Raw genomic sequence first — 23,793 nt, 5'->3', positions numbered from 1 at the left:
TATGAAGACAGGTTTGATACTGGAAGGCGGCGCCATGCGTGGCATGTATACAGCAGGGGTGCTGGATGTCATGATGGAGAACAACATTTGGGTAGACGGAGCAGTAGGAGTTTCTGCCGGAGCGGTATTTGGCTGTAATTATAAATCAAAACAGATTGGCAGAACCATTCGATATAATAAAAAATACGGAAGGGATCCTCGTTATGCGGGATTCCATTCTTTGTTGAAGACAGGAGACTACTTTGGAACAGAATTCTGTTATCATGAGATTCCTGAAAAGCTGGATCCATTTGACAGTGAGACGTTTCAGAAGAATCCGGCAGAATTCTATGTAGTAGGGACAGATGTGACCACGGGAAAAGCCGTATATCATAAATGCACCACCGGAACAGACAAGGATCTGGAATGGTTCCGTGCATCAGCGTCCATGCCGTTGCTGTCCAACATTGTAGAGGTGGATGGCTATAAGCTTCTGGACGGAGGCATCGCAGATTCTATTCCGCTGGAGTGGTTTCGCAGCATCGGGTACAGGAGAAATATCATCATTCTGACCAGAGATAAGACATATCATAAGAAGAAAAACAAGATGATTCCTCTTTTTAAAACACTGCTGCATAAATATCCGGAAGTGGCAAAAGCCATGAAACAACGTCATATCATGTATAATGAAGAACTGCGTCTGGTAGAAGAACAGGAAAAGGCAGGAAAGGCACTGGTGATTCGTCCAAGTGAACCTATCACCATATCCAGAACTGAGAACGATCCGGAAAAACTGGAAGAGGTCTATCAGCTCGGAAGAAAGGACGGAATTGCCAATCTGAAGAAAATGAGGACGTTTATCAGAACGGCCAAAGTGGATTCTGATCCCCTTGACGTGCAGGAAAAATAGCATTATAATCGGTCATGGGAGTGTCTTGCTGTAACTATTAAAGCAACACACAAAAGTAGAATATCATACCAGGAGGTAGTTAAAATGGCAAAAGTAAATAAAGACATGCTGATTGGTGAAATCCTTCAGTTAGATCCAAACATGGCAGGCGTATTAATGGCAAGCGGAATGCACTGTGTAGGATGCCCTTCTTCACAGGCAGAATCTCTGGAAGAAGCAGCTATGGTTCATGGACTTCCAGTAGATCTTGTAGTTGCAAGACTGAATGCATATCTGGAAAGCGTTAGCAAATAAGATAAAATGAAAAAGGGATTGGCGTTTTAACGTCAATCCCTTTTTTCGTACGCGCGGCGGGTTCACAACGTGTCTGCTTACAGTGCTGACAGCTTCTGCAATGCTTCATTGCGCACAATGGCTTCGCCGTGTTCTACCAGATAAGCTTCATTACCCGCCGTATACTTCAGACCCGTGCCATATTCAGAGAGCATATTGCAGATACGGTTGAATTCCTCCGGCGTATGGGAGGACTTGCTCAGAATAAGATGATAGGAATCGTCTGAAGTATCTTTATAAAGAGAGTTCACCCCATTGTAGCTGCCCTGAAGAATATGAGCGGCATGGATGACATCGTCAAGTCTGTGGAAACCATAAATCTTTTTCAGTTCCACATACAGATCTTCTTCTGATTCTGAATCAGCAGATTGATTCGTGTCAGAATTCTCAGCCCTGGAGGACAGAGCCTTATGTGTATCACGGATCTTCTGGAACAGATTCAGGATATCATCGGCTCCTTCCGGTTTGACAGAAGAGAGCGCGCTGAGAAGATCACTGTTATCATCTGCGGAATTACCCTGAGAGAACTTGGCAAAACGAGTATCCAGTTCCTCAGGATCCTCAACCTTGGTAATGATCAGGATAATCGAATCAGCAGACATTGGAATTGCCTCAATCATAAGAGGAATATCATTTGCTTCAAAACCACATTCATAGGCAGCCTGCTGCATCATCTCCCGGAAAAGGGACTTCGCTTTTTCGGTACCATATGCCAGTTCGCTGAGTTTTAATTTGCGTTCAGCGAGATCTTCACGAGTCAATGTACAGCGTATCTGATTTTCATTCAGTCTTTCAATTTTCATGAAATCACTTCCTTGCCTGATATCTTGAAAGGTTACTGATATCAGCAACCTTTCTGCTTACAGTATATCCTACTTTAGTCAAAAATGTAAAGTGGAATACTGGCAGTGATCTGTAAAATTATTATAAAATACTTGAAATACAAGAATATGTGCTGTATAATAAATAATAAGAGAAGACACATATTAAAAATGAAGAAAGGAGGACTATTTTACAGCGTCAGCAGATTCTTCTGCGAATTATTTCTTACATGCGATATTCTTCGCATGCATTTCATCTTATTTAATAATATTGATAACATCGTATCGGTGAAGATACGGAACAACAGAATATTGGCATTGTCTTCTCTGAAAAAGAGTTTACGGATCTGCAGCAGGATATACAGGACTGACTGCATAAGAGTACCACGGCAGAAATATATCACAGGCAGCACCTTCGTGGGTTCCGTAGAGAGAACAGAAAGAAGTGAGAAACATCGAATACAGAAAACCGTACGGTATGAGAACATACGGTACAAGATCACATGATACAAAAGAGATGTTTGAAAAACGTAAAGAGAAAGTACTGGAGAGCAGCCTGTATAAGGAACTGCAGGGGTATCAGAATGCAGGAATGTCCCTGTGGCTGAACGGCAGACCCAGTACCAGCTATGGAATTGCCAATTATGTACGGGAAGAGTCAGATTACATGAGGGATTACCGTTTTGACGGGAATAATGAGATCTGTGGAATCGGTTTCGACAGGATCAGAAAAAAACGAATAAAACCAAGAGAATAGCAATCCGGGTTTCCCTGAACAGAAAACTTAAAATTGTATGAAGTTTTTCTGAAAAAGTCGAAAACTGTTAGATGTGTGTCACAAAGTATGCTATACTCAGAACAGCAAGTATGCCATATCATTGGCACAGGCACGGAGGAATGAGAATGAAGAAAAAGGTGGCACCGGCTCTGGCAGTGATTCTGTTAATTGTGGTGGTAGTTGGGATCGGTTTTCTGACCAGGCTGATTCAAAAATATACGCCTTCATCTGAAGTAATGGACAGTCAGGAATATTTCGGACTGGACAGTGATGATGAAGCGGCAATCGTAGTAGGCAGCGAGATCATTTCTTATAAAGGAAAGCTGATTGGCGATGTGGCATATGTGGATTATCAGGCAGTCAAAGAAACACTGAATGATTATTTTTACTGGGATTCGGATAATAACACTATGTTATACACTATGCCGACAGATGTGGTACAGATCCCGGCAGGTGCCAGCAGTTATACCACAGATGGCAAGACACAGGATCTGACTTATAATATCGTACTGATTGATGGCAGCAAGACTTATATTGCACTGGACTTTGTAAAGCAGTACACGGCGATTTCTTATGAGGTATTTCAGGAGCCGAACCGCATTGTGATTAACAATGAATGGGGAGATGTGACCGTAGCCAGCATCCGCAAGAAGGGTAAGGTTCGTACGCTGGGAGGCATCAAGAGTCCGATTCTGAGGGAAGTAGAGAAGAACGAAGTGGTTCGCATTTTGGAGCCTATGGAAGACTGGACCAAGATTCTGACACAGGATGGATATATTGGCTATATTAAGAACGATCGTCTGGTAAAGGAACATACGGAGACCTTAACGACGGACTTTACTGCACCGGAATATACCAGCATTGTGAAGGATTACAAGATCAATCTGGTATGGCACCAGACGACCAGTATGGATGCCAATTACAATATCATTTATGATATTGCCAGTGTGAAGAAGGTCAACACCATTTCACCTACCTGGTTCAGTATTGCATCCAATGACGGAACGCTGGATTCCCTGGCGCTGGCGGATTATGTGGATACTGCGCATGACAATGATATGGAAGTATGGCCACTGGTAGACAACTTCAGTGAGAATATTGATTTCGCTCAGGTTATGAACACAACTTCAGCGAGAAACAAGATCGAGAATCAGTTGATCGCAGCGGCCATCGAGTACAGTTTTGATGGAATTAATGTGGATTTTGAGAATATCTCAGAAGACGCAGCAGACGGATATGTGCAATTTGTGCGTGAGTTATCAGTCATGTGCCGGAAGAATGGTATTGCTTTATCAGTAGATGTACCGGTTCCGATGGACTTTACCGCACATTATAACCGCAAGGCACTGGGAGAAGTGTGTGATTATGTGATTATCATGGGTTACGATGAACACTATGCCGGGTCAGAGGAAGCAGGATCGGTAGCAAGTCTGTCTTTTGAAGAAGAAGGCATTCAGAACACATTGACTGATGTGCCGGCGGCGAAGATCATCAGCGGTATTCCGTTTTATACCAGACTTTGGTGTACGACCACCAATGCAGATGGCACCACTACTGTGACCAGTGATGCACTGGGTATGAACGATGCACAGCAGGTGCTGGAGAACAATCAGGCAGAGAGTACCTGGGATGAGACTACACAGCAGAATTATGCACAGTTTGAAGGCGAGGATGGTGCATTGTATCAGATCTGGCTGGAAGACACCAAGTCGTTAACCAAGAAACTGGAGCTGATCAAGAATTACAATCTGGCCGGCGTTGCAGAATGGAAGCTTGGGCTGGAAGATGATTCCGTATGGGATCTGATTGCCAAGTATATAAGTTCATAAGTAAACAGAGTCCCCGTTGCATACACTGGTAAAAAGTATGCAGCGGGGATTTTTCATGGGCAAAAGACAACTGGAACGGATCATGACGGCATTGATTCTGGCAGGGGCATTTTATGTCGGAAGACTGGGAGCACAGATGATGGAGATGCACAATCGGATCACCCAGGCGGTATCCGGAGAAGTAAAAGAGTACCGGGTTGTGATAGATGCCGGACACGGAGGCTTCGATTCCGGCAAAGTCGGTATAGGAAACATTCTGGAGAAGGAGATCAATCTGGCAATTGCAGGGAAAGTACAGCAAAATCTGGAGGCGGCAGGGATCGAGACCATTATGACGCGGGAAAGTGACCGGGGGCTGTATGATGAAAATGAGGAGAACAAGAAACAGCAGGATATGAAAAAACGATGTACGGTCATCAATGAATCCGGTGCGGATCTGGCAGTGAGTATACATCAGAACAGTTATACGGAGGAATACGTATGTGGCCCGCAAGTGTTCTATTATGAGACATCTCAGAAAGGAAAAGAACTGGCACAGACCTTGCAGGAAGCACTAAACCAGAAGCTGGATATTGCCAGACCGCGGGAAATCAAGGCAAATAATACTTATTACATATTGAAAAAAACCCAGATTCCGACGGTGATTGCAGAATGTGGGTTTCTGAGCAATACAGAAGAAGCAGAAAAACTGATCAGTGAGAAGTATCAGGAGCAGGTCGCAGAAGCAATATGCGAAGGAATAAGAAAATACCTCAGAGAACGGGCGTCCGTTCTCTGACGAAAACCTCTATTGCGTTCAGTATCGGTAAATGTTATACTTACTAAGAAAAAGAGAACTGTTCAGAACCTGCTGTGAAGGTACTGGACAGATGCGAACAGACAGAAAAAGGAAGCGAACATACATGCAGACGATCATATCAGATATGACGAATCAGATAGATGAAAAAGAGATGAGAGAAGCGGGCGAGATCCTGAAGAATGGCGGTCTTGTGGCATTTCCGACGGAGACAGTATACGGATTGGGAGCCAATGCACTGGATGAACAGGCAGCGTTCAAGATCTATGCGGCAAAGGGCAGACCTTCTGACAATCCGCTGATTGTCCATATAGCGAAGACAGAAGACCTGTATCGGATTGTAGAAGAAGTACCGGAAGAAGCGAAGAAGCTGGCTGAGAAGTTCTGGCCTGGGCCACTGACTATGATTTTTCAGAAAAAAGAGATCGTACCATATGGAACGACAGGAGGGCTGGATACTGTAGCGGTACGTATGCCGAACCATCCAGTTGCGCTGAAGATGATCGAAGCCGGAGGTGGTTATATTGCAGCACCGAGTGCCAATACATCCGGCAGGCCAAGCCCGACCACCGCACAGCATGTGGCAGATGATCTGGATGGCAAGATTGAGATGATACTGGATGGAGGAAGCGTTGGAATCGGAGTGGAATCCACCATCGTGGATCTGAGTACCGGTGTGCCGACAATCTTACGTCCAGGCTATATTAATAAGGCAATGCTGGAGAAAGTCATCGGGAAGGTGGAAGTAGATCCTACACTTTTGTCTGCAGACTGCAAGCAGCGCCCGAAGGCACCTGGTATGCGCTATAAGCATTATGCCCCAAAGGCAGATATGGTCATCGTGGAAGGGGAAGAAGAAAAGGTAATTGCCTATATTAACGACCGTATCTGTGAGGAATTAAAGAAGGGAAACCGACCGGGCGTGATTGCGTCAGATGAGACAGTGCACCGCTACTGTGGAGGCACAGTAAAGTCTATGGGAAGCCGTCGTGATGAACTGAGCATTTCCAGACATCTGTATGCAGTGTTACGGGAATTTGATGAGCAGCAGGTAAGCTGTATTTTCTCAGAAGCTTTTGAGACACCGAATCTGGGACAGGCGATTATGAACCGGATGGTCAAGGCTGCGGGGCATCAGATTATCCAGGTTTAGAGGAAGAATATATGAAGAAGTATGATAAAGTGTTGTTTGTAAGTCACAGTGATACCTCCAGAGGACCGATGGCAGAAGCAATCTTACAGAACAAAATGCTGTTGGAGGATATCCTGGTGGATTCAAAGGGAATGATTGTATTATTTCCGGAACCTGTGAATCCCAAGGCGAAAGAGATACTGTCACAGCATAAGCTGGAGCTTCCGGATCACGAGGCAGTAGCTTTTTCGGCAGATGATTTTGATGAACGTACTCTGATTCTGACAATGGAACAGGCACAGAAGCAGAAGATACAGGAAGAGTATGAGGACAGAGTGAAGAATCTGTATACCATTTCGGAGTACAGCCAGACGGAAGAGGGGGATATCTACGATCCTCATGGCAAGGCACTGGAAGAGTATGGTCATTGTTTTGATGTATTGGAACTGATTATTTCAAAATTAACAGAAGTATTATTACAGGAGGATGAAGAACATGATAGCGGTAGCATGTGATCACGGCGGTTACGTATTAAAAAAAGAGATCTTAAAGCATCTTGAAGAAAGAGGTCTGGAATATAAAGACTTCGGATGTGACAGTGAAGAGGCAGTAGATTATCCGATCTATGCAAGAAAAGTAACATCTGCCATTACTTCAGGGGAATGTGAAAGAGGTATTCTGATCTGTGGAACAGGGATCGGCATTTCCATCGCAGCCAACAAGGTAAAAGGAATTCGTGCGGCACTGTGTACGGACTGTTTCACAGCAGAAGCAACCAGACAGCACAATGATGCAAATATTCTTGCACTGGGTGGAAGAGTTGTTGGACCGGGACTGGCACTGAAGATTGTGGATACATTCCTGGATACACCGTTTTCCAACGCAGAGCGTCATAAGAGAAGAATTGAGTTGATTGAACAGGATTAAAAGGTACAGGTGAAAATCATGTCAGATAAGCGCAAAGATTATATTTCATGGGATGAATATTTTATGGGAGTAGCGATTCTTGCAAGTATGCGTTCCAAGGACCCGAATACTCAGGTGGGAGCCTGCATTGTCAGCCAGGATAATAAGATCCTGTCCATGGGTTACAACGGGTTCCCGATCGGCTGCTCAGATGATGAATTTCCATGGAGCAGAGAAGCAGAAGGTCTGGACAGTAAGTATTTGTATACTACCCATTCTGAATTAAATGCTATTCTGAACTACCGTGGAGGAAGTCTGGAGGGGGCAACCATCTATGTGACATTATTTCCATGCAACGAATGTGCCAAGGCAATTATCCAATCAGGTATCAAGAAACTGGTATATGCTTCAGATAAGTATGCGACGGCGGTCAACGTACTGGCATCTAAGCGGATGCTTAAAACAGCCGGAGTAGAACTGATCTCATATCAGCCGTCAGGCAGAACGATAACCCTGAATGTGTAGAAAAATCAGGGTTTCAAAAAGCATAAAAAGAGCGCCAGAACCGGCATTTGCCGGAACTGGCGTTTCTTATAGCTGGAAACTAATTTTACAGCTCATTCTTGGCTGTTTTTTCAATTTCTTCGATATATGACTGATATTCGGCAAACTTGCCACTGTAGATATGATCCAACAGAGTATTCAACTGGCGCAGGGCAGTCAGGAGCATTTTCTGAGAGATCAGATGCTGCTCTACTGCATCGGCGAGTTCATCCAGATCTACGACTTTTATCTGACCATCCGGATAGACCAGAACATCGGCGAGCAGATCGATCGTAATATAGGTATTGGTTTCGGGCTGGTATTCATGTGTGATAATATCACAGTACCAGCAGATCAGCCGGTTCTGGTGATCGTAGAACTTACTTACTTTGACGCCCTGCTTCCAGAAAAAAACGGAAATGCCATGGCTCAGGTCTTTTTTGGGGCGTATGGTGTCCCAGGTGGTGATCAGATAATCATCCGTACATCGAATGACCTTATCCTTATCCAGAAGAACACATTCAGCAGGGATCAGACGTTTTCGATAAAGAACAGGCGAGTTCATAAAAGCCCCTTTCCGCGACACCGCTATATAAGATTTCCTTTTTCTATAATTTAGCATAATGCAGTGGAAAATACCAGAAAAATCTAGGAGATTCTTGACGAAAACGGGGGTTTGCAATAAAATGGGATTACAGTGTCCGAAGAATGCCTGTATCAGGCAGATACGATTGAGAATAATAAAATGAGGAGATAGACAATGGCAAAGGAAAAGAAACTTGTGGAATCCATTACTTCTATGGAAGAGGATTTTGCACAATGGTATACAGATGTTGTTAAAAAAGCAGAGCTGACAGACTATACAAGTGTGAAAGGATGTATGGTCATCAAACCTGCCGGATATGCAATCTGGGAAAATATCCAGCACGAACTGGACCGCAGATTCAAAGAAACAGGCGTGGAGAATGTATATCTTCCAATGCTGATCCCGGAGAGCCTTCTTCAGAAGGAAAAGGATCATGTAGAAGGATTCGCACCGGAAGTAGCATGGGTAACCCATGGAGGACTGGAACCGCTTCAGGAGAGAATGTGTGTACGTCCGACATCTGAGACATTATTCTGTGATTTTTATGCGAATGATATTCATTCTTACCGTGATCTGCCGAAGGTATATAACCAGTGGTGTTCCGTTATGAGATGGGAGAAGACCACAAGACCTTTCCTTCGTTCCAGAGAATTCCTGTGGCAGGAAGGTCATACGGCACATGCTACAGCAGAAGAGGCTGAGGCACGTACCATTCAGATGCTGAATGTATATGCTGATTTCTGTGAAGAAGTACTGGCTATCCCGGTTGTTAAGGGCCGCAAGACAGACAAGGAAAAATTCGCAGGTGCAGAAGCTACTTATACCATTGAATCACTGATGCATGATGGTAAAGCACTGCAGTCCGGAACCAGCCACAACTTCGGTGATGGATTTGCGAAGGCATTTGGTATTCAATATACAGATAAAGATAACACCTTAAAATATGTACATCAGACTTCCTGGGGTATGACCACCCGTATGATCGGAGCAATTATCATGGTACATGGTGATAACAGTGGACTGGTACTGCCACCACGTATCGCACCGGTACAGGCAATGGTGATCCCGATTCAGCAGAAGAAGGAAGGGGTTCTGGATAAGGCTGCCGAAGTGAAGGAAGCACTGGTAAAATCTGGTATCCGTACAAGAATGGATGATTCTGACAAGAGTCCGGGATGGAAGTTCTCAGAGAGCGAGATGCGTGGTATTCCGGTACGTATCGAGCTGGGACCGAAGGACATCGAAGCAGGACAGGCAGTGATCGTTCGCCGTGACACCAGAGAAAAGATTACTGTATCTCTGGAAGAACTGACCGGCAAGGTTACTGAGACTCTGGAGATTATGCAGAAGGATATGCTGGAGAGAGCAAGAACACACAGAGAATCCCATACTTACACTGCCAAGACTCTGGATGAGTTCAAGGATATCGCAGAGAACAAGCCTGGATTCATCAAGGCAATGTGGTGCGGTGATCAGGCATGTGAAGATGCATTAAAGGAAGAAGCCGGTGTTACATCCCGTTGTATTCCATTCCAGCAGGAAGAGATTACCTGTGAATGTATCTACTGCAAGAAGCCGGCCAAGGCTATGGTATACTGGGGCAAAGCATACTAAGAGTGAAGATACTGAACAGATACGAATAAAGAATGTTTTAAGCTGAAGTTATAATACAGCAATGTGTACATGTGTCAGAGGTATAAGTGTTGTATTATACAAAAAGTAAGCCGAAAATATGTGAAAAATGATAGAAAGCACACAACAATGCCGAATGCAAGGCTGGCAGTTGTGTGCTTTTTGACTATTTGCATATAAAAATATGACAAATGTCATATGAAAAATGTTACAAAGTACAGGTGAAAAAAGCTTGGAAAAATTTTATAGTATTAATAACAAATAATTACTTGGGAGGTAATTGAAAAATGAAAAGAAAAGTGGTTACAGCGTTAATGTGCACAGCAGCTCTTGGAAGCATGATGGCTATGAGCGCAAGCGCAGAAGGAAAACTGGTTGGTTACACATGTATGGATGGAACAAACCCATTCTTCGTTGCTCTTCAGGGTGCTATTGAAGAAGTAGTAGAAGCAAATGGTGACGAGCTGGTAGCTATGGACCCGGCAAACGATTCCAACAAACAGATTGACCAGATCGAAGACCTGATCTCCAGAGGAATCGAAATGATGTTTGTAAACCCTGTAGATGCTGACGGTATCATTCCTGGACTGGATATGTTAAAAGATGCAGAGATTCCAATGTTTGGTTTCGATACACAGGTTGGTGACATGAGCTACTTAGTATCTTATGCCGGATCTGATAACTACAATGCTGGTTATGTTTGTGGTGAAGACCTTGCTAAGAAAGTTCCGGAAGGTGGAGATATCCTGGTACTGGATTCCCCAACTATGCAGTCTGTAACAGACAGAACAAACGGATTCCTGGATGCAATCAAAGAATCTGGTGTAGAATTTAACGTAGTAGGACAGCAGGATGCTCAGGGTAACCAGCAGGTTGCTAATGAAAAAGCTACTGACCTTCTGACAGCTAACCCAGATGTAGTAGCTATCTTTGGCGGAAATGACCCAACAGCTCTTGGCGCATATGCAGCAGCCGATGCAGCAGGTGTATCCCCACTGATCTATGGTGTTGACGGATCTCCAGACGTAAAAGCACTTCTGAAAGATACTATGATTGAAGGTACCGGAGCACAGTCCCCAATCACAATTGGTAAGACAATTGCTGAAACAGCTTACAAATGGTTAGATGGCGAAGAAGTAGAAGAATTCATCCCAATCGAAACATTCCTTGTAACAGCTGATAACGTAGATGATTACGGTACAGATGGATGGCAGTAAGCCGACAGGCAAAATATAAAATCTGATAACGAGGTGACAAAGGGCTTTGCTCCTTAAGCGGGCAGAGCCTTTTCCATGACACAGAAAATATTTTTTCTGTGTCATGGAAAGTATGAAAAAAGACAGGTGGTGGCGATTAGTGAGTGAAAAATACTTACTTGAAATGAAGGGCATTAGCAAATCCTTCCCTGGAGTTAAGGCTCTGCAGAACGTAAACCTTCAGCTGAAAGCAGGAGAAGTACATGCACTTCTTGGAGAAAACGGAGCAGGAAAATCAACGCTGATAAAAGTATTGGGTGGTATTTATCATGCAGAAGAGGGCGAAATCTTCATTGATGGTCAGAAAACTGAGATTAATGATGTAGTGGCAGCCCGTCATGCAGGTGTTTCGATCGTGCATCAGGAACTGGTGCTGGTGCCATATATGACTGTTGCAGAAAATATATTCCTTGGACGGGAACCGGGAACAAAGATGAACGTGGATCGTGTAAAGATGTCCAGGGATGCACAGGAACTGTTGGATGCTTATGAGATGAATATCAATGCTGATACACTGGTTGAAAAACTGACAATCGCCCAGCAGCAGATGGTTGAAATCGTAAAAGCAATTTCATTTAATTCCAAAATTCTGGTTATGGATGAACCGACGTCATCCATATCTGATAAAGAAGTCGGTTTCTTATTTGAAACTATGCGTACCCTGACCAAGAAAGGGGTAGGTATCATCTATATTTCTCATAAGATGAGTGAATTGGAAGAAATCTGTGACCGCGTTACTGTCATGCGAGATGGTCAGACAGTAGGTACCAGAGTGGTAAAAGAGACAAATAAAGATGCTCTGATTGCCTTGATGGTAGGACGTGAGTTAACAAATTATTATACAAGAGATTTCCTTGAGCCGGGAGAAGTGATCCTGAAGTGTGACCATATTTCCGATGGAAAAATGGCAAAGGATGCCAGCTTCGAGCTTCATAAGGGGGAAATCATTGGTTTTGCAGGACTGGTTGGAGCAGGTCGAAGTGAAACCATGAAAGCTATCTTCGGACTGGCAGATCATATGACCGGAGATGTATATGTAAAGGGAAAGAAAGTAAATATCAAGTCCCCAGTTGATGCATTAAAGTATGGAATCGCACTGGTTCCGGAAAGCCGAAAAGAAGAAGGTCTTTATAAAGTACAGAGTGTGAGATTTAACTCCACGATTGAGGTACTGGGACAATTCATCAAAAATCTTCATGTAGATGGCAAAAAAGAAGAAGAAATTACTCAGAAATATATCGATATGATGGCAACTAAGACACCGAGTCAGGAGCAGGTAATTGGTAATCTGTCCGGTGGAAACCAGCAGAAAGTAATGATTGGACGCTGGCTGGCAACCCACCCGGAGATTCTGATTCTGGACGAACCGACCCGTGGTGTGGATGTTGGTGCAAAGGCAGAGATCTATTCTATCATGAACGATCTGGTAAAAGAGGGAATGTCCATTATCATGATTTCCTCCGAACTTCCTGAAATCATCAACATGAGTGACCGTGTCTATGTCATGAATGAGGGACGTGTCACAGGATGTCTGAATCATGAGGAAGCAGAACAGGAAGCAATCATGCAGCTTGCAGCAAAATAAAAAGATCAAATCATATCGTATTTTAAGGAGGAAACGTTATGGCATCCAGAGTAAAAAATGGAATCGTCAAATATTTTAAAGACAATATCGGTATTATCATTGCATTGATTGCAATGTGTGTATTTATGCTGATTTACCCAAAGACAAGAACTACATTTATGACACCTAAGAACTTATTCAACATTCTTCGTCAGAATGCATCGAATATGTTCCTGGCAACCGGTATGACAATGGTTATCATCCTGGGTGGAATCGAACTTTCAGTTGGTTCTGTTATCGCTCTTTCCGGATGTGTGGCTGCAGGATCTGTAGTATACTTCCATCTTCCAATCGTAGTTGGATTTATTCTGGCTATTTTAGTTGGAGCACTGGTTGGTGTATTTAATGGTTTTGTTATCTGTAAAACAGATATCCCACCTTTCATCGTAACACTGGCATCTATGAACATTGCAAAAGGTATTGCTCTGGTTATTACCGGTGGTGCTCCGATTCGTTGTATGGAACCACTGTTTAAATGGCCAGGCGCCGGATATATCGGACCATTTCCGGTACCTGCAGTACTGATGATTATTATCTTCATCATTGCGGTATTCATGGTAAACAGAACACAGCTTGGACGTCACATTTACGCAGTAGGTGGTAACGCACAGGCAGCAAAATTCTCAGGTATCAACGTAGAAAAAGTAAAATTCATCGTGTATACATACACAGGAATTATGGCAGGTATTGCAGGTGTTATCATTGCATCCCGTTTGTATTCCGGACAGCCGACAGCCGGTGATGGCGCTGAAATGGATGCTATCGCAGCCGTAGTCGTAGGTGGTACTTCCATGAGTGGTGGTTCCGGTACACTTGGCGGAACACTGATCGGTGTATTAATCATCGGTATTCTGAACAACGGACTGAACCTGATGGGTGTAGACTCCAACTGGCAGTATATTGTAAAAGGTCTCGTAATTCTGCTGGCAGTATACGTAGACTGGGTAAGAAACAAAAAAGCAGGAAGATAAAATATCCTTCCCGCATAATAAGAAAACAGATCCCCGTGTTATATGGCATGGGGATTTTGTTGTACATATATGTCATGAATCACAGGATCTGAAAACTGTCAGATCTTGTTTATAAAAAAATTAGATAAAAAGCATACGTTTTTGGGAAGATATAGATAAACAGAAAACAAACTGCTCTCAATTTGTGTAAGACGATAGGAAGATTTTAGGAGCATCTGCGAGTATAGTGTTCTTCATATTTTTGCAATGTTTGTTCGCAAAAATATGAAGAATAATAAATGACGCAGTAGATGCCCAAAATCGACGTGTCTGAACAGATGAGAGCAGTTTGTTTTCGTTCGTCTATAAATTCCAAATTCGTTCATTTTTAATATACTTTAGAGATACTGTCACAAAAACTCTTGACCCACATCTTTTTCAGACATAAAATTTAAACAGAATGTTTGTGTGCGTGAATCAATAGAGTTGGGAGAATATATGAACAGAAAAGTAATTTTAACATCAGCAATTCTGGCGGCATCAGCTGCTCTGACTGGATGCCGTGTGGCAGAAGTGACAGAAGAGGAGCATGAGCCGAAGATATTCGGTGCGACCTATATGACGAGGAATAATCCATATTTTGATGTGCTGCATGAAGCTATTGAAAATGTAGTGGAAGGAAACGGAGATATTGTGATTTCCCGTAACCCGTGTCAGGATCAGGAGAAGCAGAATGACCAGATCCTGGAGATGCTGGATGAGGGGATTGAGGTCCTTTTTCTGAATCCGGTGGATTGGGAAACGGTAGAACCGGCATTAAAAGCATGTCAGGAAAAGGGCGTCATTGTTATCAACATGGATACGGTTGTAAAGGATCAGGAGTATGTGTCATCCATTATCGAAACGGACAATTACGAAGCAGGAGTGCAATGCGCAGAAGATATGATGAAGCGTCTGGATAAAGCCAGAATTGTGGTACTGGATAATCCGACTCAGACTTCCATATCCAATCGTGTACAGGGATTTATTGAAACGGTGGAGGCTTCGGCAGAAGGAGATAATTACAAAGTTGTAGCCAGAAAATGCGGACAGGGAGAATTTGAGGACAGTGCGGACGCCATGGCCTCCATATTAAACCGTGGAATAGAGTGTGAGGTAGTACTGGGAGGAAATGACCCGTCAGCACTGGGAGCGCTTGCTGCGCTGCAGCAGTATCATGAAGACAACGGAGTATTGATTTATGGGATTGATGGTTCACCGGACTTCAAGTCTATGCTGAATCTGGGACTGGTGACAGGAACCAGCGGACAGGATCCGCGTCAGATCGGGGAAGTGGCAGCCCAGACTGCCTATGACTGTCTGGATGGAAAAGAAGTAAAAAAATACATCAGTATCACACCATACATGATTACACAGGAAAATCTGGATGACTATGAAATCACCGGATGGGGCAGATAGAGGAGAGGTGGACCGAATGAACGAAGAAAAAGATAAAACCGTGATCCTGCTGCAGGGCTCCATGCTGGCACTGAATGTAGCAGCCGTGATCCTGATTTCTACTTTTATCTACTATACGACGGAGAAAATAATTTACCGCTACGATGCCAGGAGCTTCCTGGATGGAGTGACAGCAATTCCCAAGAATCCGGAAAATGTGATGCATACTTGCATCATAGCAGCCGTTTTTCTGATAGTATCCTTCCTTTTCAGGCAGATAGTAAAAAAGTATCAACTAATGATCTGTTCTATGTTGTTTGATCTGGTGTTATGTTTTATGGTAATTTACACACTGAATTTTAATTATAACGGATTACTGTTGTTCCTGTTTGCAACTATGATTTCACTGGTCAAAGGTGGAAAAGTAAAAGTGGCACTGGTTGCGCTGGCAATTGGAGGCTATGTTCTGGCAGATTACGAGCTGCTGTCCATCTATATGCCACTGTATCATCTGAACTCTTACATACAGTATTACCCGGCGTCTACACAGCAGATATTTTATGGCGTGTTCAATATTCTGATTTCGCTGAATGTGGTGTTATTTATTATCTACTGTGTTTATGTGATTAACGCACAGAGGGGCACGATTGAGCAGATCAATGAATTGTATCATGAGATTCAGACAGCCAATGAACAGCTTCAGGAATACGCCAGTATGACAGAGAAGATGACACAGACAAAAGAAAGAAACCGTCTGGCGCGGGAGATTCACGATACACTGGGACATACCCTGACAGGGATTGCAACAGGTCTGGATGCCTGCCTGGCGCTGATTGATATCAGTCCGGAGCAGACGAAGAAACAGTTAAAATTATTGTCAGATGTCAGCAGGGAGGGGATCAAAGATGTTCGTCGTTCCGTGAACGAACTGCGACCCGATGCCCTGGAACGTCTGAGTCTGGATGCGGCCATCCGTAAGATGATTATCGACATGAGCCAGGCATCTGACGTGAAGATTTATTTTTCCACAGAAGAAAAACATCTGAAGTTTGATGAAGATGAGGAAAATGCTATTTACCGTGTGATTCAGGAAAGCATCACCAATGCAGTGCGCCATGGTAAGGCCGGTAAGATCTGGATTACATTAAAGAGACAGAATGATATGATTCTGCTGTCCATTAAAGACAACGGAATCGGAGCAAAAGAGATTAAGAGTGGATTCGGAACCAAACATATCAAAGAACGGATTGAGATGCTGCATGGAACGGTATCTTTTGACGGAAGTGATGGATTTACAGTGACAGCAGAGATACCGATACGATGGGGGGAAAACTATGATTAAAGTATTAATAGCGGATGATCAGGAACTGATCCGACAGAGTCTTCAGATTGTGTTAAACAGCAAGCCGGATATCACCGTATGTGATGTGGCTGAGGACGGGCAGGCAGTAATCCGCAGTGTACGTAAGGAAAAACCGGACATTATTCTGATGGATGTGCGTATGCCGAAAATGGATGGGGTACAGTGCACCAAGATCATCAAAGAAAACTATCCAGAGATCAAGATTATTATTCTGACCACATTTGACGACGATGAGTATGTATACAATGCATTGAAGTTCGGAGCCAGCGGATACCTGCTGAAGGGTGTTTCTATGGATGAACTGGAGAATGCTATCAAAACTGTGTATAGTGGCAAGGCCATGATCAATCCGGATATTGCCACCAAGGTATTACGCCTGTTTTCGCAAATGGCGCAGACGGATTACACCATACCGGTGGGAAGAAAAGGTGTGGAAGAACTGACCAGGACAGAGTGGAAGATTATCGCACAGGTGGGAACCGGTGCGGCGAATAAAGAGATTGCAGATGCACTGAATCTGTCGGATGGAACGGTGCGCAACTATTTGAGCACGATATTGAATAAGCTGGATCTGCGTGACCGTACTCAGCTTGCGATCTGGGCAGTGCAGACTAATGCAGCCAAGCATCTGGCAGCAGATGAAAAATAAAAAGGCGGAAATACAGATGAAACGAAAACAAAGTATCATGATGGCTGTGGCTGGAATTCTGGTTGCGGGACTGTCAGCATACGGTATCTGTCATGTACATTTGCGGAAAAACATTACTCTGGAGTTCGGAATGTTTACCGGAAGCAACTGGGATGTGGCACAGGCCAACAGTTTTACTATTATCGATAAGGCAATTGCCAAATTTGAACATGCGCATCCGGGCGTGACGGTGCATTATTACAGTGGAATACGCAAAGATGACTATTCAGAGTGGTTTTCCAGAAAGCTCCTGGCAGGAGAAGAACCGGATATTTTCATGGTGCTGGGTACCGATTTTAATCAGTTCGCTTCCATGGGCGTGATGAAGAATCTGGAGACATTTATAGAAGAAGATACGGATTTTGAGCCGGAAAAATATTTTACCAGTGCATTTGTCAGCGGACAGTATGAGTCCGTACAGTATGCACTTCCTTATGAAACCGTGCCCACACTGATGTTTGTGAATAAAACCCTGCTGACCCAGGAAGGCATTGATATGCCGGAAGAGAACTGGACCTGGGAGGATTTTTATGAGATCTGCAAAAAAGTAACCAGAGATACAGACGGTGACGGAGTACCGGATCAGTTTGGCAGCTACAATTATGACTGGATGGATGCGCTGTGCTCCAATGGCGGCGGTGTGTTTAATAAGAAGGGAACAGAGGCTGCACTGACAGATTCCAGGGTAGTGGAAGCAGTAAAATATGTACGCAGCATCAATGATCTGTATGGCGGAGAAAAACTGACTCAGGAGGACTTTAATGGCGGGCGGGTGGCATTCATGCCGCTGACCTTTGCGGAATACCGTACTTACAAGACCTACCCATATAAGATTCGAAAATACGCCAATTTCCAGTGGGACTGTGTTACAATGCCGGCAGGAGAACAGGGCGGAAATATTTCGCAGGTAGATTCCCTGCTGATGGGAATCAGTGCCAATACAAAAGAAGAAAAACTGGCATGGGAGTTTTTAAAGCTCCTGACGTATGACGAAGAAAGCCAGATGAATATTTTTTATGACTCCCAGGGAGCATCTGTATTGAAGACAGTGACAGAGTCTCAACAGATGGAACAGGTTGTACAGGAAGATATGGAAGAGGGAGATACGGTTATCAACGGAAAACTGCTGGGCCGGGTTATTGAGGAAGGGCATGTAGAACCTCAGTTTAAGAAATATGAACAGGCAATGTCTCTGACGGACAGTGAGATCAACAAAATTCTGGAAGAAGATAAAGATGTGGACAGTAATCTGAAGATTCTGCAGAGAACCATCAACGAATATCTGATCCAGTAAATTGTGCATGACATTGCGATAAGCACACAGAGTAATGCATGAAATACATAAAAGTAATGCAATATATCATTCAAATAGCAGGAAAAAAATATTGACAAAGGGAAAACGACAAGGGTATTATAAGTTCAATAAATACGCAGACTTTTCGTAGAAGTCGATATGACAGGAGGAGAGGTATTATGAGAAAATTAACAAAAGCAGTCAGCGTGGCAGCAGCGGTTGCTATGACAGCAACCTGTTTTTCAACTACAGCATTTGCGGATGACACATTTAAGATTGGTGGAATCGGACCGATCACAGGCGGTGCTGCTGTTTACGGACAGGCAGTTATGAATGCATCCCAGATGGCAGCAGATGAGATCAATGCAGCAGGTGGTATCAACGGATATCAGATCGAGTTCAACTTCCAGGATGATGAGCATGACGCAGAAAAATCCGTCAATGCCTACAATACATTAAAAGACTGGGGTATGCAGATGCTGCTTGGTACTGTAACATCTACACCTTGTACCGCAGTAGAAGGGGAAGCAGCTAACGACAATATGTTCCTGCTGACACCTTCGGGATCCGCAGTAGAGAGTATTTCCGGAGACAATGCATTCCGTGTATGCTTCTCTGACCCGAACCAGGGTACTGCTTCCGCTCAGTATATTGGAGAGAACGGACTGGCTGAGAAAGTAGCAGTTATCTACAATAGTTCTGATGTATATTCATCAGGTATTTATAACACATTTGCAACAGAAGCAGCAAATCAGCCATTTGAGATTGTTTCAGCTGAGGCATTCACAGAAGACAGCAAGACAGACTTCTCTGTACAGCTTCAGAAAGCAAAAGATGCAGGAGCAGATATGGTATTCCTTCCAATCTACTACACAGAAGCATCTCTGATTCTGACACAGGCTGCATCTATGGACTATGCACCGACATTCTTCGGATGTGATGGCCTGGATGGTATTCTTGCAGTAGAAGGATTTGATACAAGCCTCGCAGAAGGAGTTATGCTTCTGACACCATTTGCAGCAGATGCAAAAGATGAACAGACACAGGCATTTGTTTCTTCTTACAAAGAAAAATTTGGCGATACACCGATCCAGTTCGCAGCAGATGCTTATGATGGAATGTACATTATCAAGGCAGCAGCAGAAAAAGCAGGACTGACACCGGATATGGATGCTTCTGCAATCTGTGATGCAATGAAGACAGCTATGACAGAGATCACATATGATGGCCTTACAGGATCAGGCATGACTTGGAGTGCAGATGGTGAACCAGACAAAGCACCTAAGGCAGTAGTCATCAAAGACGGTGCTTACACAGCACAGTAAATATATAGGATAACACAGGGGTTGCCGTTCAGGTGGCAACCCCTTCTTTTCTTATCATGGAAAAAGTACTTTTTCTTATGACAGAACAAGGATGGAGAGGTGTATTATGAGTTTTCTGAATTATCTGATCAGTGGAATCAGTCTCGGAAGTGTATATGCGATCATAGCACTTGGATATACCATGGTATACGGTATTGCCAAGATGCTGAACTTTGCCCACGGTGATGTTATCATGGTGGGTGCATATGTGGTATTCTATTCGACAGCTGCAGGCATGCCGGCGATTCCGGCAGTTCTGTTATCCGTAGTAATCTGTACCGTACTGGGAATGGCAATCGAAGCAGTGGCTTACCGTCCGCTTCGTAGTGCAGCATCCCCTCTGGCAGTATTGATTACAGCCATCGGTGTCAGCTATCTGTTACAGAACCTGGCACTGTTATTCTGGAGTTCCAATACCAAGTCTTTTACTTCTGTTGTAAAGATTCCTGCACTGAAAGTAGCAGGACTGAACATCAGTGGTGAGACGATTGTGACTATCGCTGCATGTATTCTGATTGTAGTGGGACTGACGTTATTTATTAACAAGACAAAACCAGGTCAGGCTATGCTGGCAGTATCTGAGGATAAAGGCGCAGCACAGCTGATGGGTATCAATGTGAATGCAACCATCGCATTGACATTCGCGATTGGTTCTGGGCTGGCAGCTATCGCAGGTGTACTGCTTTGCTCCGCATACCCGTCCCTGACACCATATACAGGATCTATGCCTGGTATCAAGGCATTCGTGGCAGCCGTATTCGGAGGAATCGGATCCATTCCGGGTGCCATGATCGGCGGTATTCTTCTGGGTATTATCGAGATCTTTGGAAAAGCCTATATTTCTTCCCAGATGGCAGATGCCATTGTATTTGCAGTACTGATTGTCGTGCTTCTGGTAAAACCGACAGGTCTTCTGGGCAAGCAGATTCAGGAAAAAGTATAAGGAGGATAGAGGCATGAAAAAGATGATGACAAAAAAAGCAAAACAGAATGCGATTACCTATGGTATTGTAATCATTGGCTTTCTGGCAATGCAGCTCCTGTCTGCGACCGGTCACATGTCCAGTTCCTTATCCGGACTTCTGATTCCGTTTTGTTACTATGTAATTCTGGCAGTATCTCTGAATCTGGTGGTAGGCGTTCTGGGTGAACTGAGTCTGGGACACGCAGGCTTCATGTGTGTGGGCGCTTTCAGTAGTGTATTTTTCACCAAATGTATGGAAAATGTGATTACCAACAGTGTAATCCGTTTTATCATTGCACTGATTATCGGTGCAGTTATAGCGGCTATTTTCGGTGTACTCATCGGTATCCCGGTACTGCGTCTGAAAGGTGACTACCTTGCTATCGTGACACTGGCTTTTGGCGAGATTATCAAAAACCTGGTAAATGTATTATATATTGGAAGAGATGGCAATGGTTTTCATTTCTCTATGAAGGATTCACTTTCCCTTGGTATGGAGCCGGACGGACAGGTCATTGTCAATGGACCGCAGGGTATCACAGGCATCCCGAAGGATGCTACTTTTGCGATAGGTGTGATTCTGGTTCTGATTACTTTATTTATTGTACTGCGTCTTGTGGATTCCAGAGACGGACGTGCGATCCAGTCTATCCGTGACAACCGCATTGCAGCAGAATCCATTGGTATCAACGTTACAAAATACAAACTGATGGCATTTTCCGTATCAGCAGGTCTGGCAGGTATCGGTGGTGCCCTGTATGCACATAACCTGTCTACTTTAAGTGCCACACCAAAGAACTTTGGTTACAACATGTCTATCATGATTCTGGTATATGTGGTACTTGGCGGTATCGGAAATATCCGTGGATCTGTCATTGCACCAATCGTGCTGAATCTGGTACTGGACTATTTCCTGCGAAAGATGCAGATGCTGGGTAACAACGTGGTACTGCAGTTCTTAAGTGACAACCGTATGCTGGTATACGCAATCGTGCTGATCGTGATCATGCTCTTTAGTTGGAGCCCGAAGATGATCGAATGGCGTGAACGTGTATTCCATAAGAAAGCAAAGGAGGAGGCGTAAAGTTATGGCAATGCTGGAAGTAAAAAATCTGGGAATCTCCTTTGGCGGTCTGCGTGCCGTAAACGGATTTCACATTACGATTGAGAAAAATCAGTTATACGGTCTGATTGGCCCGAACGGTGCCGGAAAGACCACGGTATTTAACCTGCTTACCGGTGTATACAAGCCAGATGCAGGAAGTATTCTTCTGGATGGCAAAGATATCACAGGGGAAAAGGACATCGAGATCAGTAAGGCTGGAATCGCCCGCACCTTCCAGAATATCCGACTGTTTTCACAGATGAGTGTTCTGGATAATGTAAAAGTCGGAATGCATAACCATCATGAGTATTCTGTCCTGGCAGGCATTTTCCACACCCCGAAGTATAAAAAAGAAGAAGCCTTGATGGATGAAAAAGCCATGGAGCTTCTGAAAGTATTTGACCTGGCTGATATGGCAGAGACCAATGCTTCTAATCTTCCTTATGGTAAGCAGAGAAGACTAGAGATTGCCCGTGCGCTTGCCACCGATCCAAAGCTTCTGCTTCTGGATGAACCGGCAGCCGGCATGAACCCGAAGGAAACAGGAGAACTGATGGATATGATCCGTTTTGTACGGGATCATTTCGATATGACCATTCTTCTGATTGAACACGATATGAAGCTGGTTTCCGGTATCTGTGAGAAACTGACTATGCTGAATTTTGGTGAGGTTCTGGCAGAAGGTGCCACATCAGAGGTACTGAATAACCCACAGGTTATCACAGCATATCTTGGGGAATAGGAGGAATGAGACAATGTCAATGCTGGAAGTAAATGACTTACAGGTATATTACGGAATGATCCATGCGATCAAGGGAGTTTCTTTCCATGTCAATGAAGGCGAGATCATCGCACTGATCGGTGCGAATGGAGCCGGAAAGACAACCATTCTTCATACCATCACCGGTCTGATTGCACCGAAAGGTGGTCAGGTTGTCTTTGAAGGAAAAGATATTACAAAAACACCGGCACATAAGATCGTAGAACTGGGGATGGCTCATGTACCGGAAGGCAGACGAGTATTTGCACAGCTTTCTGTGTACCAGAATCTGAAGATGGGAGCCTATACCAGATCAGATAAGAATGAAATCGAAGAATCTTTGGAGATGGTATATAAGCGTTTTCCACGTCTGGAGGAACGTAAAAATCAGATGGCAGGTACCCTGTCCGGTGGCGAGCAACAGATGCTGGCCATGGGACGTGCACTGATGAGCAAGCCGAGAATCATCCTGATGGATGAACCATCCATGGGACTTTCTCCGATTCTGGTAAATGAGATTTTTGATATTATCCAGAGCGTCAGCGCCAGCGGTACCACCGTACTTCTGGTAGAACAGAATGCGAAAAAAGCCCTGGCAATCGCAGACCGTGCCTATGTACTGGAAACTGGAAAAATCTCACTGGATGGCAATGCCAAAGATCTGCTGAATGACGATTCCATCAAGAAGGCATATCTGGGCGAATAATAAGATGAGAAACAAAAAAGAGTAAGGAAGCTGTTAT

General features: G+C 44.0%; 24 protein-coding genes. 22 read left to right on the top strand and 2 right to left on the bottom strand.

What is annotated here, in order from left to right:
* The first annotated feature begins 1 nt into the window (after nt 1).
* Nucleotides 2-889 carry a patatin-like phospholipase family protein gene (locus H8716_RS07240; RefSeq protein WP_249307900.1) on the top strand — a complete coding sequence of 296 codons (888 nt, stop codon included), beginning with the start codon at nt 2-4 and terminating at the stop codon, nt 887-889.
* Between the two features lie 84 nt (nt 890-973).
* Nucleotides 974-1,183: a DUF1858 domain-containing protein gene (locus H8716_RS07235; protein ID WP_249307899.1), complete on the top strand. Its 210-nt coding sequence runs from the start codon at nt 974-976 to the stop codon at nt 1,181-1,183.
* A 77-nt stretch (nt 1,184-1,260) separates the two neighbouring features.
* Here the strand turns inward: H8716_RS07235 and H8716_RS07230 are convergent, their stop codons facing one another.
* Nucleotides 1,261-2,025: an adaptor protein MecA gene (locus H8716_RS07230; RefSeq protein ID WP_249307898.1), complete on the bottom strand. Its 765-nt coding sequence runs from the start codon at nt 2,023-2,025 to the stop codon at nt 1,261-1,263.
* 463 nt (nt 2,026-2,488) lie between these two features.
* On the opposite strand from H8716_RS07230, the gene H8716_RS07225 reads away from it, so the two are divergent.
* The 7 genes from H8716_RS07225 to H8716_RS07195 all read left to right on the top strand — a co-directional run bounded on the left by H8716_RS07225 (nt 2,489) and on the right by H8716_RS07195 (nt 8,009).
* Complete coding sequence (locus H8716_RS07225) at nt 2,489-2,800, top strand: hypothetical protein (protein WP_249307897.1); 312 nt, start codon at nt 2,489-2,491, stop codon at nt 2,798-2,800.
* 146 nt (nt 2,801-2,946) lie between these two features.
* Nucleotides 2,947-4,650: a glycosyl hydrolase family 18 protein gene (locus H8716_RS07220; RefSeq protein ID WP_249307896.1), complete on the top strand. Its 1,704-nt coding sequence runs from the start codon at nt 2,947-2,949 to the stop codon at nt 4,648-4,650.
* A gap of 55 nt (nt 4,651-4,705) precedes the next feature.
* Nucleotides 4,706-5,428, top strand: coding sequence for an N-acetylmuramoyl-L-alanine amidase family protein (locus H8716_RS07215; protein ID WP_249307895.1), 723 nt, complete (start codon nt 4,706-4,708; stop codon nt 5,426-5,428).
* Nucleotides 5,429-5,552: 124 nt separating this feature from the next.
* On the top strand, nt 5,553-6,599 hold the full coding sequence (locus H8716_RS07210) for an L-threonylcarbamoyladenylate synthase (RefSeq protein ID WP_249307894.1): 1,047 nt from the start codon (nt 5,553-5,555) through the stop codon (nt 6,597-6,599).
* 11 nt (nt 6,600-6,610) lie between these two features.
* Entirely contained in the window at nt 6,611-7,093 is a 483-nt protein-coding gene (locus tag H8716_RS07205; protein WP_249307893.1) for an arsenate reductase/protein-tyrosine-phosphatase family protein, read from the top strand.
* The gene (rpiB, locus tag H8716_RS07200; RefSeq protein WP_283243019.1) at nt 7,074-7,505 is read left to right on the top strand and encodes a ribose 5-phosphate isomerase B; all 432 of its coding nucleotides are present in this window, start codon (nt 7,074-7,076) and stop codon (nt 7,503-7,505) included. Before H8716_RS07205 ends, rpiB begins: the two co-directional genes overlap by 20 nt.
* An 18-nt stretch (nt 7,506-7,523) precedes the next feature.
* Nucleotides 7,524-8,009: a deoxycytidylate deaminase gene (locus tag H8716_RS07195; protein WP_249307891.1), complete on the top strand. Its 486-nt coding sequence runs from the start codon at nt 7,524-7,526 to the stop codon at nt 8,007-8,009.
* A gap of 85 nt (nt 8,010-8,094) precedes the next feature.
* Here H8716_RS07195 and H8716_RS07190 read toward each other — a convergent pair whose 3' ends face one another.
* Nucleotides 8,095-8,592 (bottom strand): DUF402 domain-containing protein, encoded by a 498-nt coding sequence (locus H8716_RS07190; RefSeq protein WP_249307890.1) that lies wholly within the window; start codon nt 8,590-8,592, stop codon nt 8,095-8,097.
* Between the two features lie 195 nt (nt 8,593-8,787).
* Here H8716_RS07190 and proS point away from each other — a divergent pair, with 195 nt between their 5' ends.
* From proS to H8716_RS07125, 13 genes are all read left to right on the top strand, one after another.
* Nucleotides 8,788-10,227 (top strand): proline--tRNA ligase, encoded by a 1,440-nt coding sequence (gene proS / locus H8716_RS07185; RefSeq protein WP_249307889.1) that lies wholly within the window; start codon nt 8,788-8,790, stop codon nt 10,225-10,227.
* Between the two features lie 356 nt (nt 10,228-10,583).
* Nucleotides 10,584-11,462 (top strand): sugar ABC transporter substrate-binding protein, encoded by an 879-nt coding sequence (locus tag H8716_RS07180; RefSeq protein ID WP_249308027.1) that lies wholly within the window; start codon nt 10,584-10,586, stop codon nt 11,460-11,462.
* A 139-nt stretch (nt 11,463-11,601) separates the two neighbouring features.
* On the top strand, nt 11,602-13,086 hold the full coding sequence (locus H8716_RS07175; protein ID WP_249307888.1) for a sugar ABC transporter ATP-binding protein: 1,485 nt from the start codon (nt 11,602-11,604) through the stop codon (nt 13,084-13,086).
* A 38-nt stretch (nt 13,087-13,124) separates the two neighbouring features.
* A complete protein-coding gene (locus H8716_RS07170; RefSeq protein WP_249307887.1) occupies nt 13,125-14,096 on the top strand; it encodes an ABC transporter permease in 972 nt (323 codons plus the stop codon).
* A gap of 477 nt (nt 14,097-14,573) precedes the next feature.
* Nucleotides 14,574-15,533, top strand: a complete 960-nt coding sequence (locus H8716_RS07165) for a sugar ABC transporter substrate-binding protein (protein WP_249307886.1) — start codon at nt 14,574-14,576, stop codon at nt 15,531-15,533.
* Nucleotides 15,502-16,854: a sensor histidine kinase gene (locus H8716_RS07160; RefSeq protein ID WP_249307885.1), complete on the top strand. Its 1,353-nt coding sequence runs from the start codon at nt 15,502-15,504 to the stop codon at nt 16,852-16,854. The genes H8716_RS07165 and H8716_RS07160 overlap by 32 nt, the downstream gene beginning before the upstream one ends.
* Entirely contained in the window at nt 16,847-17,524 is a 678-nt protein-coding gene (locus H8716_RS07155; RefSeq protein WP_249307884.1) for a response regulator transcription factor, read from the top strand. The genes H8716_RS07160 and H8716_RS07155 overlap by 8 nt, the downstream gene beginning before the upstream one ends.
* A gap of 16 nt (nt 17,525-17,540) precedes the next feature.
* A complete protein-coding gene (locus tag H8716_RS07150; RefSeq protein ID WP_249307883.1) occupies nt 17,541-18,857 on the top strand; it encodes an ABC transporter substrate-binding protein in 1,317 nt (438 codons plus the stop codon).
* Between the two features lie 179 nt (nt 18,858-19,036).
* Nucleotides 19,037-20,182 carry an ABC transporter substrate-binding protein gene (locus tag H8716_RS07145; RefSeq protein ID WP_249307882.1) on the top strand — a complete coding sequence of 382 codons (1,146 nt, stop codon included), beginning with the start codon at nt 19,037-19,039 and terminating at the stop codon, nt 20,180-20,182.
* 106 nt (nt 20,183-20,288) lie between these two features.
* Nucleotides 20,289-21,164, top strand: a complete 876-nt coding sequence (locus H8716_RS07140) for a branched-chain amino acid ABC transporter permease (protein ID WP_249307881.1) — start codon at nt 20,289-20,291, stop codon at nt 21,162-21,164.
* A 13-nt stretch (nt 21,165-21,177) separates the two neighbouring features.
* Nucleotides 21,178-22,269 (top strand): branched-chain amino acid ABC transporter permease, encoded by a 1,092-nt coding sequence (locus tag H8716_RS07135; RefSeq protein WP_249307880.1) that lies wholly within the window; start codon nt 21,178-21,180, stop codon nt 22,267-22,269.
* Between the two features lie 4 nt (nt 22,270-22,273).
* A complete protein-coding gene (locus H8716_RS07130; RefSeq protein WP_249307879.1) occupies nt 22,274-23,032 on the top strand; it encodes an ABC transporter ATP-binding protein in 759 nt (252 codons plus the stop codon).
* Between the two features lie 13 nt (nt 23,033-23,045).
* Nucleotides 23,046-23,756 carry an ABC transporter ATP-binding protein gene (locus H8716_RS07125; RefSeq protein ID WP_249307878.1) on the top strand — a complete coding sequence of 237 codons (711 nt, stop codon included), beginning with the start codon at nt 23,046-23,048 and terminating at the stop codon, nt 23,754-23,756.
* Nucleotides 23,757-23,793: the final 37 nt, after the last annotated feature.

Origin of the sequence: Jingyaoa shaoxingensis (genome assembly GCF_014385005.1) — a bacterium.
In the GTDB taxonomy this organism is placed as follows: Bacteria; Bacillota; Clostridia; order Lachnospirales; family Lachnospiraceae; genus Marvinbryantia; species Marvinbryantia shaoxingensis.
The sequence above is the reverse complement of the archived record's forward strand: the minus strand, read 5'-3'. Positions and strand labels throughout refer to the sequence as shown.

Excerpts from the sequence above, each read along its gene's own strand:
- H8716_RS07220 (WP_249307896.1), top strand. The coding sequence starts at position 2,947 with ATGAAGAAAAAGGTGGCACCGGCTCTGGCAGTGATTCTGTTAATTGTG.
- H8716_RS07165 (WP_249307886.1), top strand. The coding sequence starts at position 14,574 with ATGAACAGAAAAGTAATTTTAACATCAGCAATTCTGGCGGCATCAGCT.
- H8716_RS07150 (WP_249307883.1), top strand. The coding sequence starts at position 17,541 with ATGAAACGAAAACAAAGTATCATGATGGCTGTGGCTGGAATTCTGGTT.
- H8716_RS07210 (WP_249307894.1), top strand. The coding sequence starts at position 5,553 with ATGCAGACGATCATATCAGATATGACGAATCAGATAGATGAAAAAGAG.
- H8716_RS07195 (WP_249307891.1), top strand. The coding sequence starts at position 7,524 with ATGTCAGATAAGCGCAAAGATTATATTTCATGGGATGAATATTTTATG.
- proS (WP_249307889.1), top strand. The coding sequence starts at position 8,788 with ATGGCAAAGGAAAAGAAACTTGTGGAATCCATTACTTCTATGGAAGAG.
- H8716_RS07180 (WP_249308027.1), top strand. The coding sequence starts at position 10,584 with ATGATGGCTATGAGCGCAAGCGCAGAAGGAAAACTGGTTGGTTACACA.
- H8716_RS07135 (WP_249307880.1), top strand. The coding sequence starts at position 21,178 with ATGAAAAAGATGATGACAAAAAAAGCAAAACAGAATGCGATTACCTAT.
- H8716_RS07230 (WP_249307898.1), bottom strand. The coding sequence starts at position 2,025 with ATGAAAATTGAAAGACTGAATGAAAATCAGATACGCTGTACATTGACT.
- H8716_RS07160 (WP_249307885.1), top strand. The coding sequence starts at position 15,502 with ATGACTATGAAATCACCGGATGGGGCAGATAGAGGAGAGGTGGACCGA.
- H8716_RS07125 (WP_249307878.1), top strand. The coding sequence starts at position 23,046 with ATGTCAATGCTGGAAGTAAATGACTTACAGGTATATTACGGAATGATC.
- H8716_RS07130 (WP_249307879.1), top strand. The coding sequence starts at position 22,274 with ATGGCAATGCTGGAAGTAAAAAATCTGGGAATCTCCTTTGGCGGTCTG.
- H8716_RS07205 (WP_249307893.1), top strand. The coding sequence starts at position 6,611 with ATGAAGAAGTATGATAAAGTGTTGTTTGTAAGTCACAGTGATACCTCC.
- H8716_RS07155 (WP_249307884.1), top strand. The coding sequence starts at position 16,847 with ATGATTAAAGTATTAATAGCGGATGATCAGGAACTGATCCGACAGAGT.
- H8716_RS07170 (WP_249307887.1), top strand. The coding sequence starts at position 13,125 with ATGGCATCCAGAGTAAAAAATGGAATCGTCAAATATTTTAAAGACAAT.
- H8716_RS07145 (WP_249307882.1), top strand. The coding sequence starts at position 19,037 with ATGAGAAAATTAACAAAAGCAGTCAGCGTGGCAGCAGCGGTTGCTATG.
- H8716_RS07140 (WP_249307881.1), top strand. The coding sequence starts at position 20,289 with ATGAGTTTTCTGAATTATCTGATCAGTGGAATCAGTCTCGGAAGTGTA.
- H8716_RS07235 (WP_249307899.1), top strand. The coding sequence starts at position 974 with ATGGCAAAAGTAAATAAAGACATGCTGATTGGTGAAATCCTTCAGTTA.
- H8716_RS07190 (WP_249307890.1), bottom strand. The coding sequence starts at position 8,592 with ATGAACTCGCCTGTTCTTTATCGAAAACGTCTGATCCCTGCTGAATGT.
- H8716_RS07215 (WP_249307895.1), top strand. The coding sequence starts at position 4,706 with ATGGGCAAAAGACAACTGGAACGGATCATGACGGCATTGATTCTGGCA.
- H8716_RS07240 (WP_249307900.1), top strand. The coding sequence starts at position 2 with ATGAAGACAGGTTTGATACTGGAAGGCGGCGCCATGCGTGGCATGTAT.
- rpiB (WP_283243019.1), top strand. The coding sequence starts at position 7,074 with ATGATAGCGGTAGCATGTGATCACGGCGGTTACGTATTAAAAAAAGAG.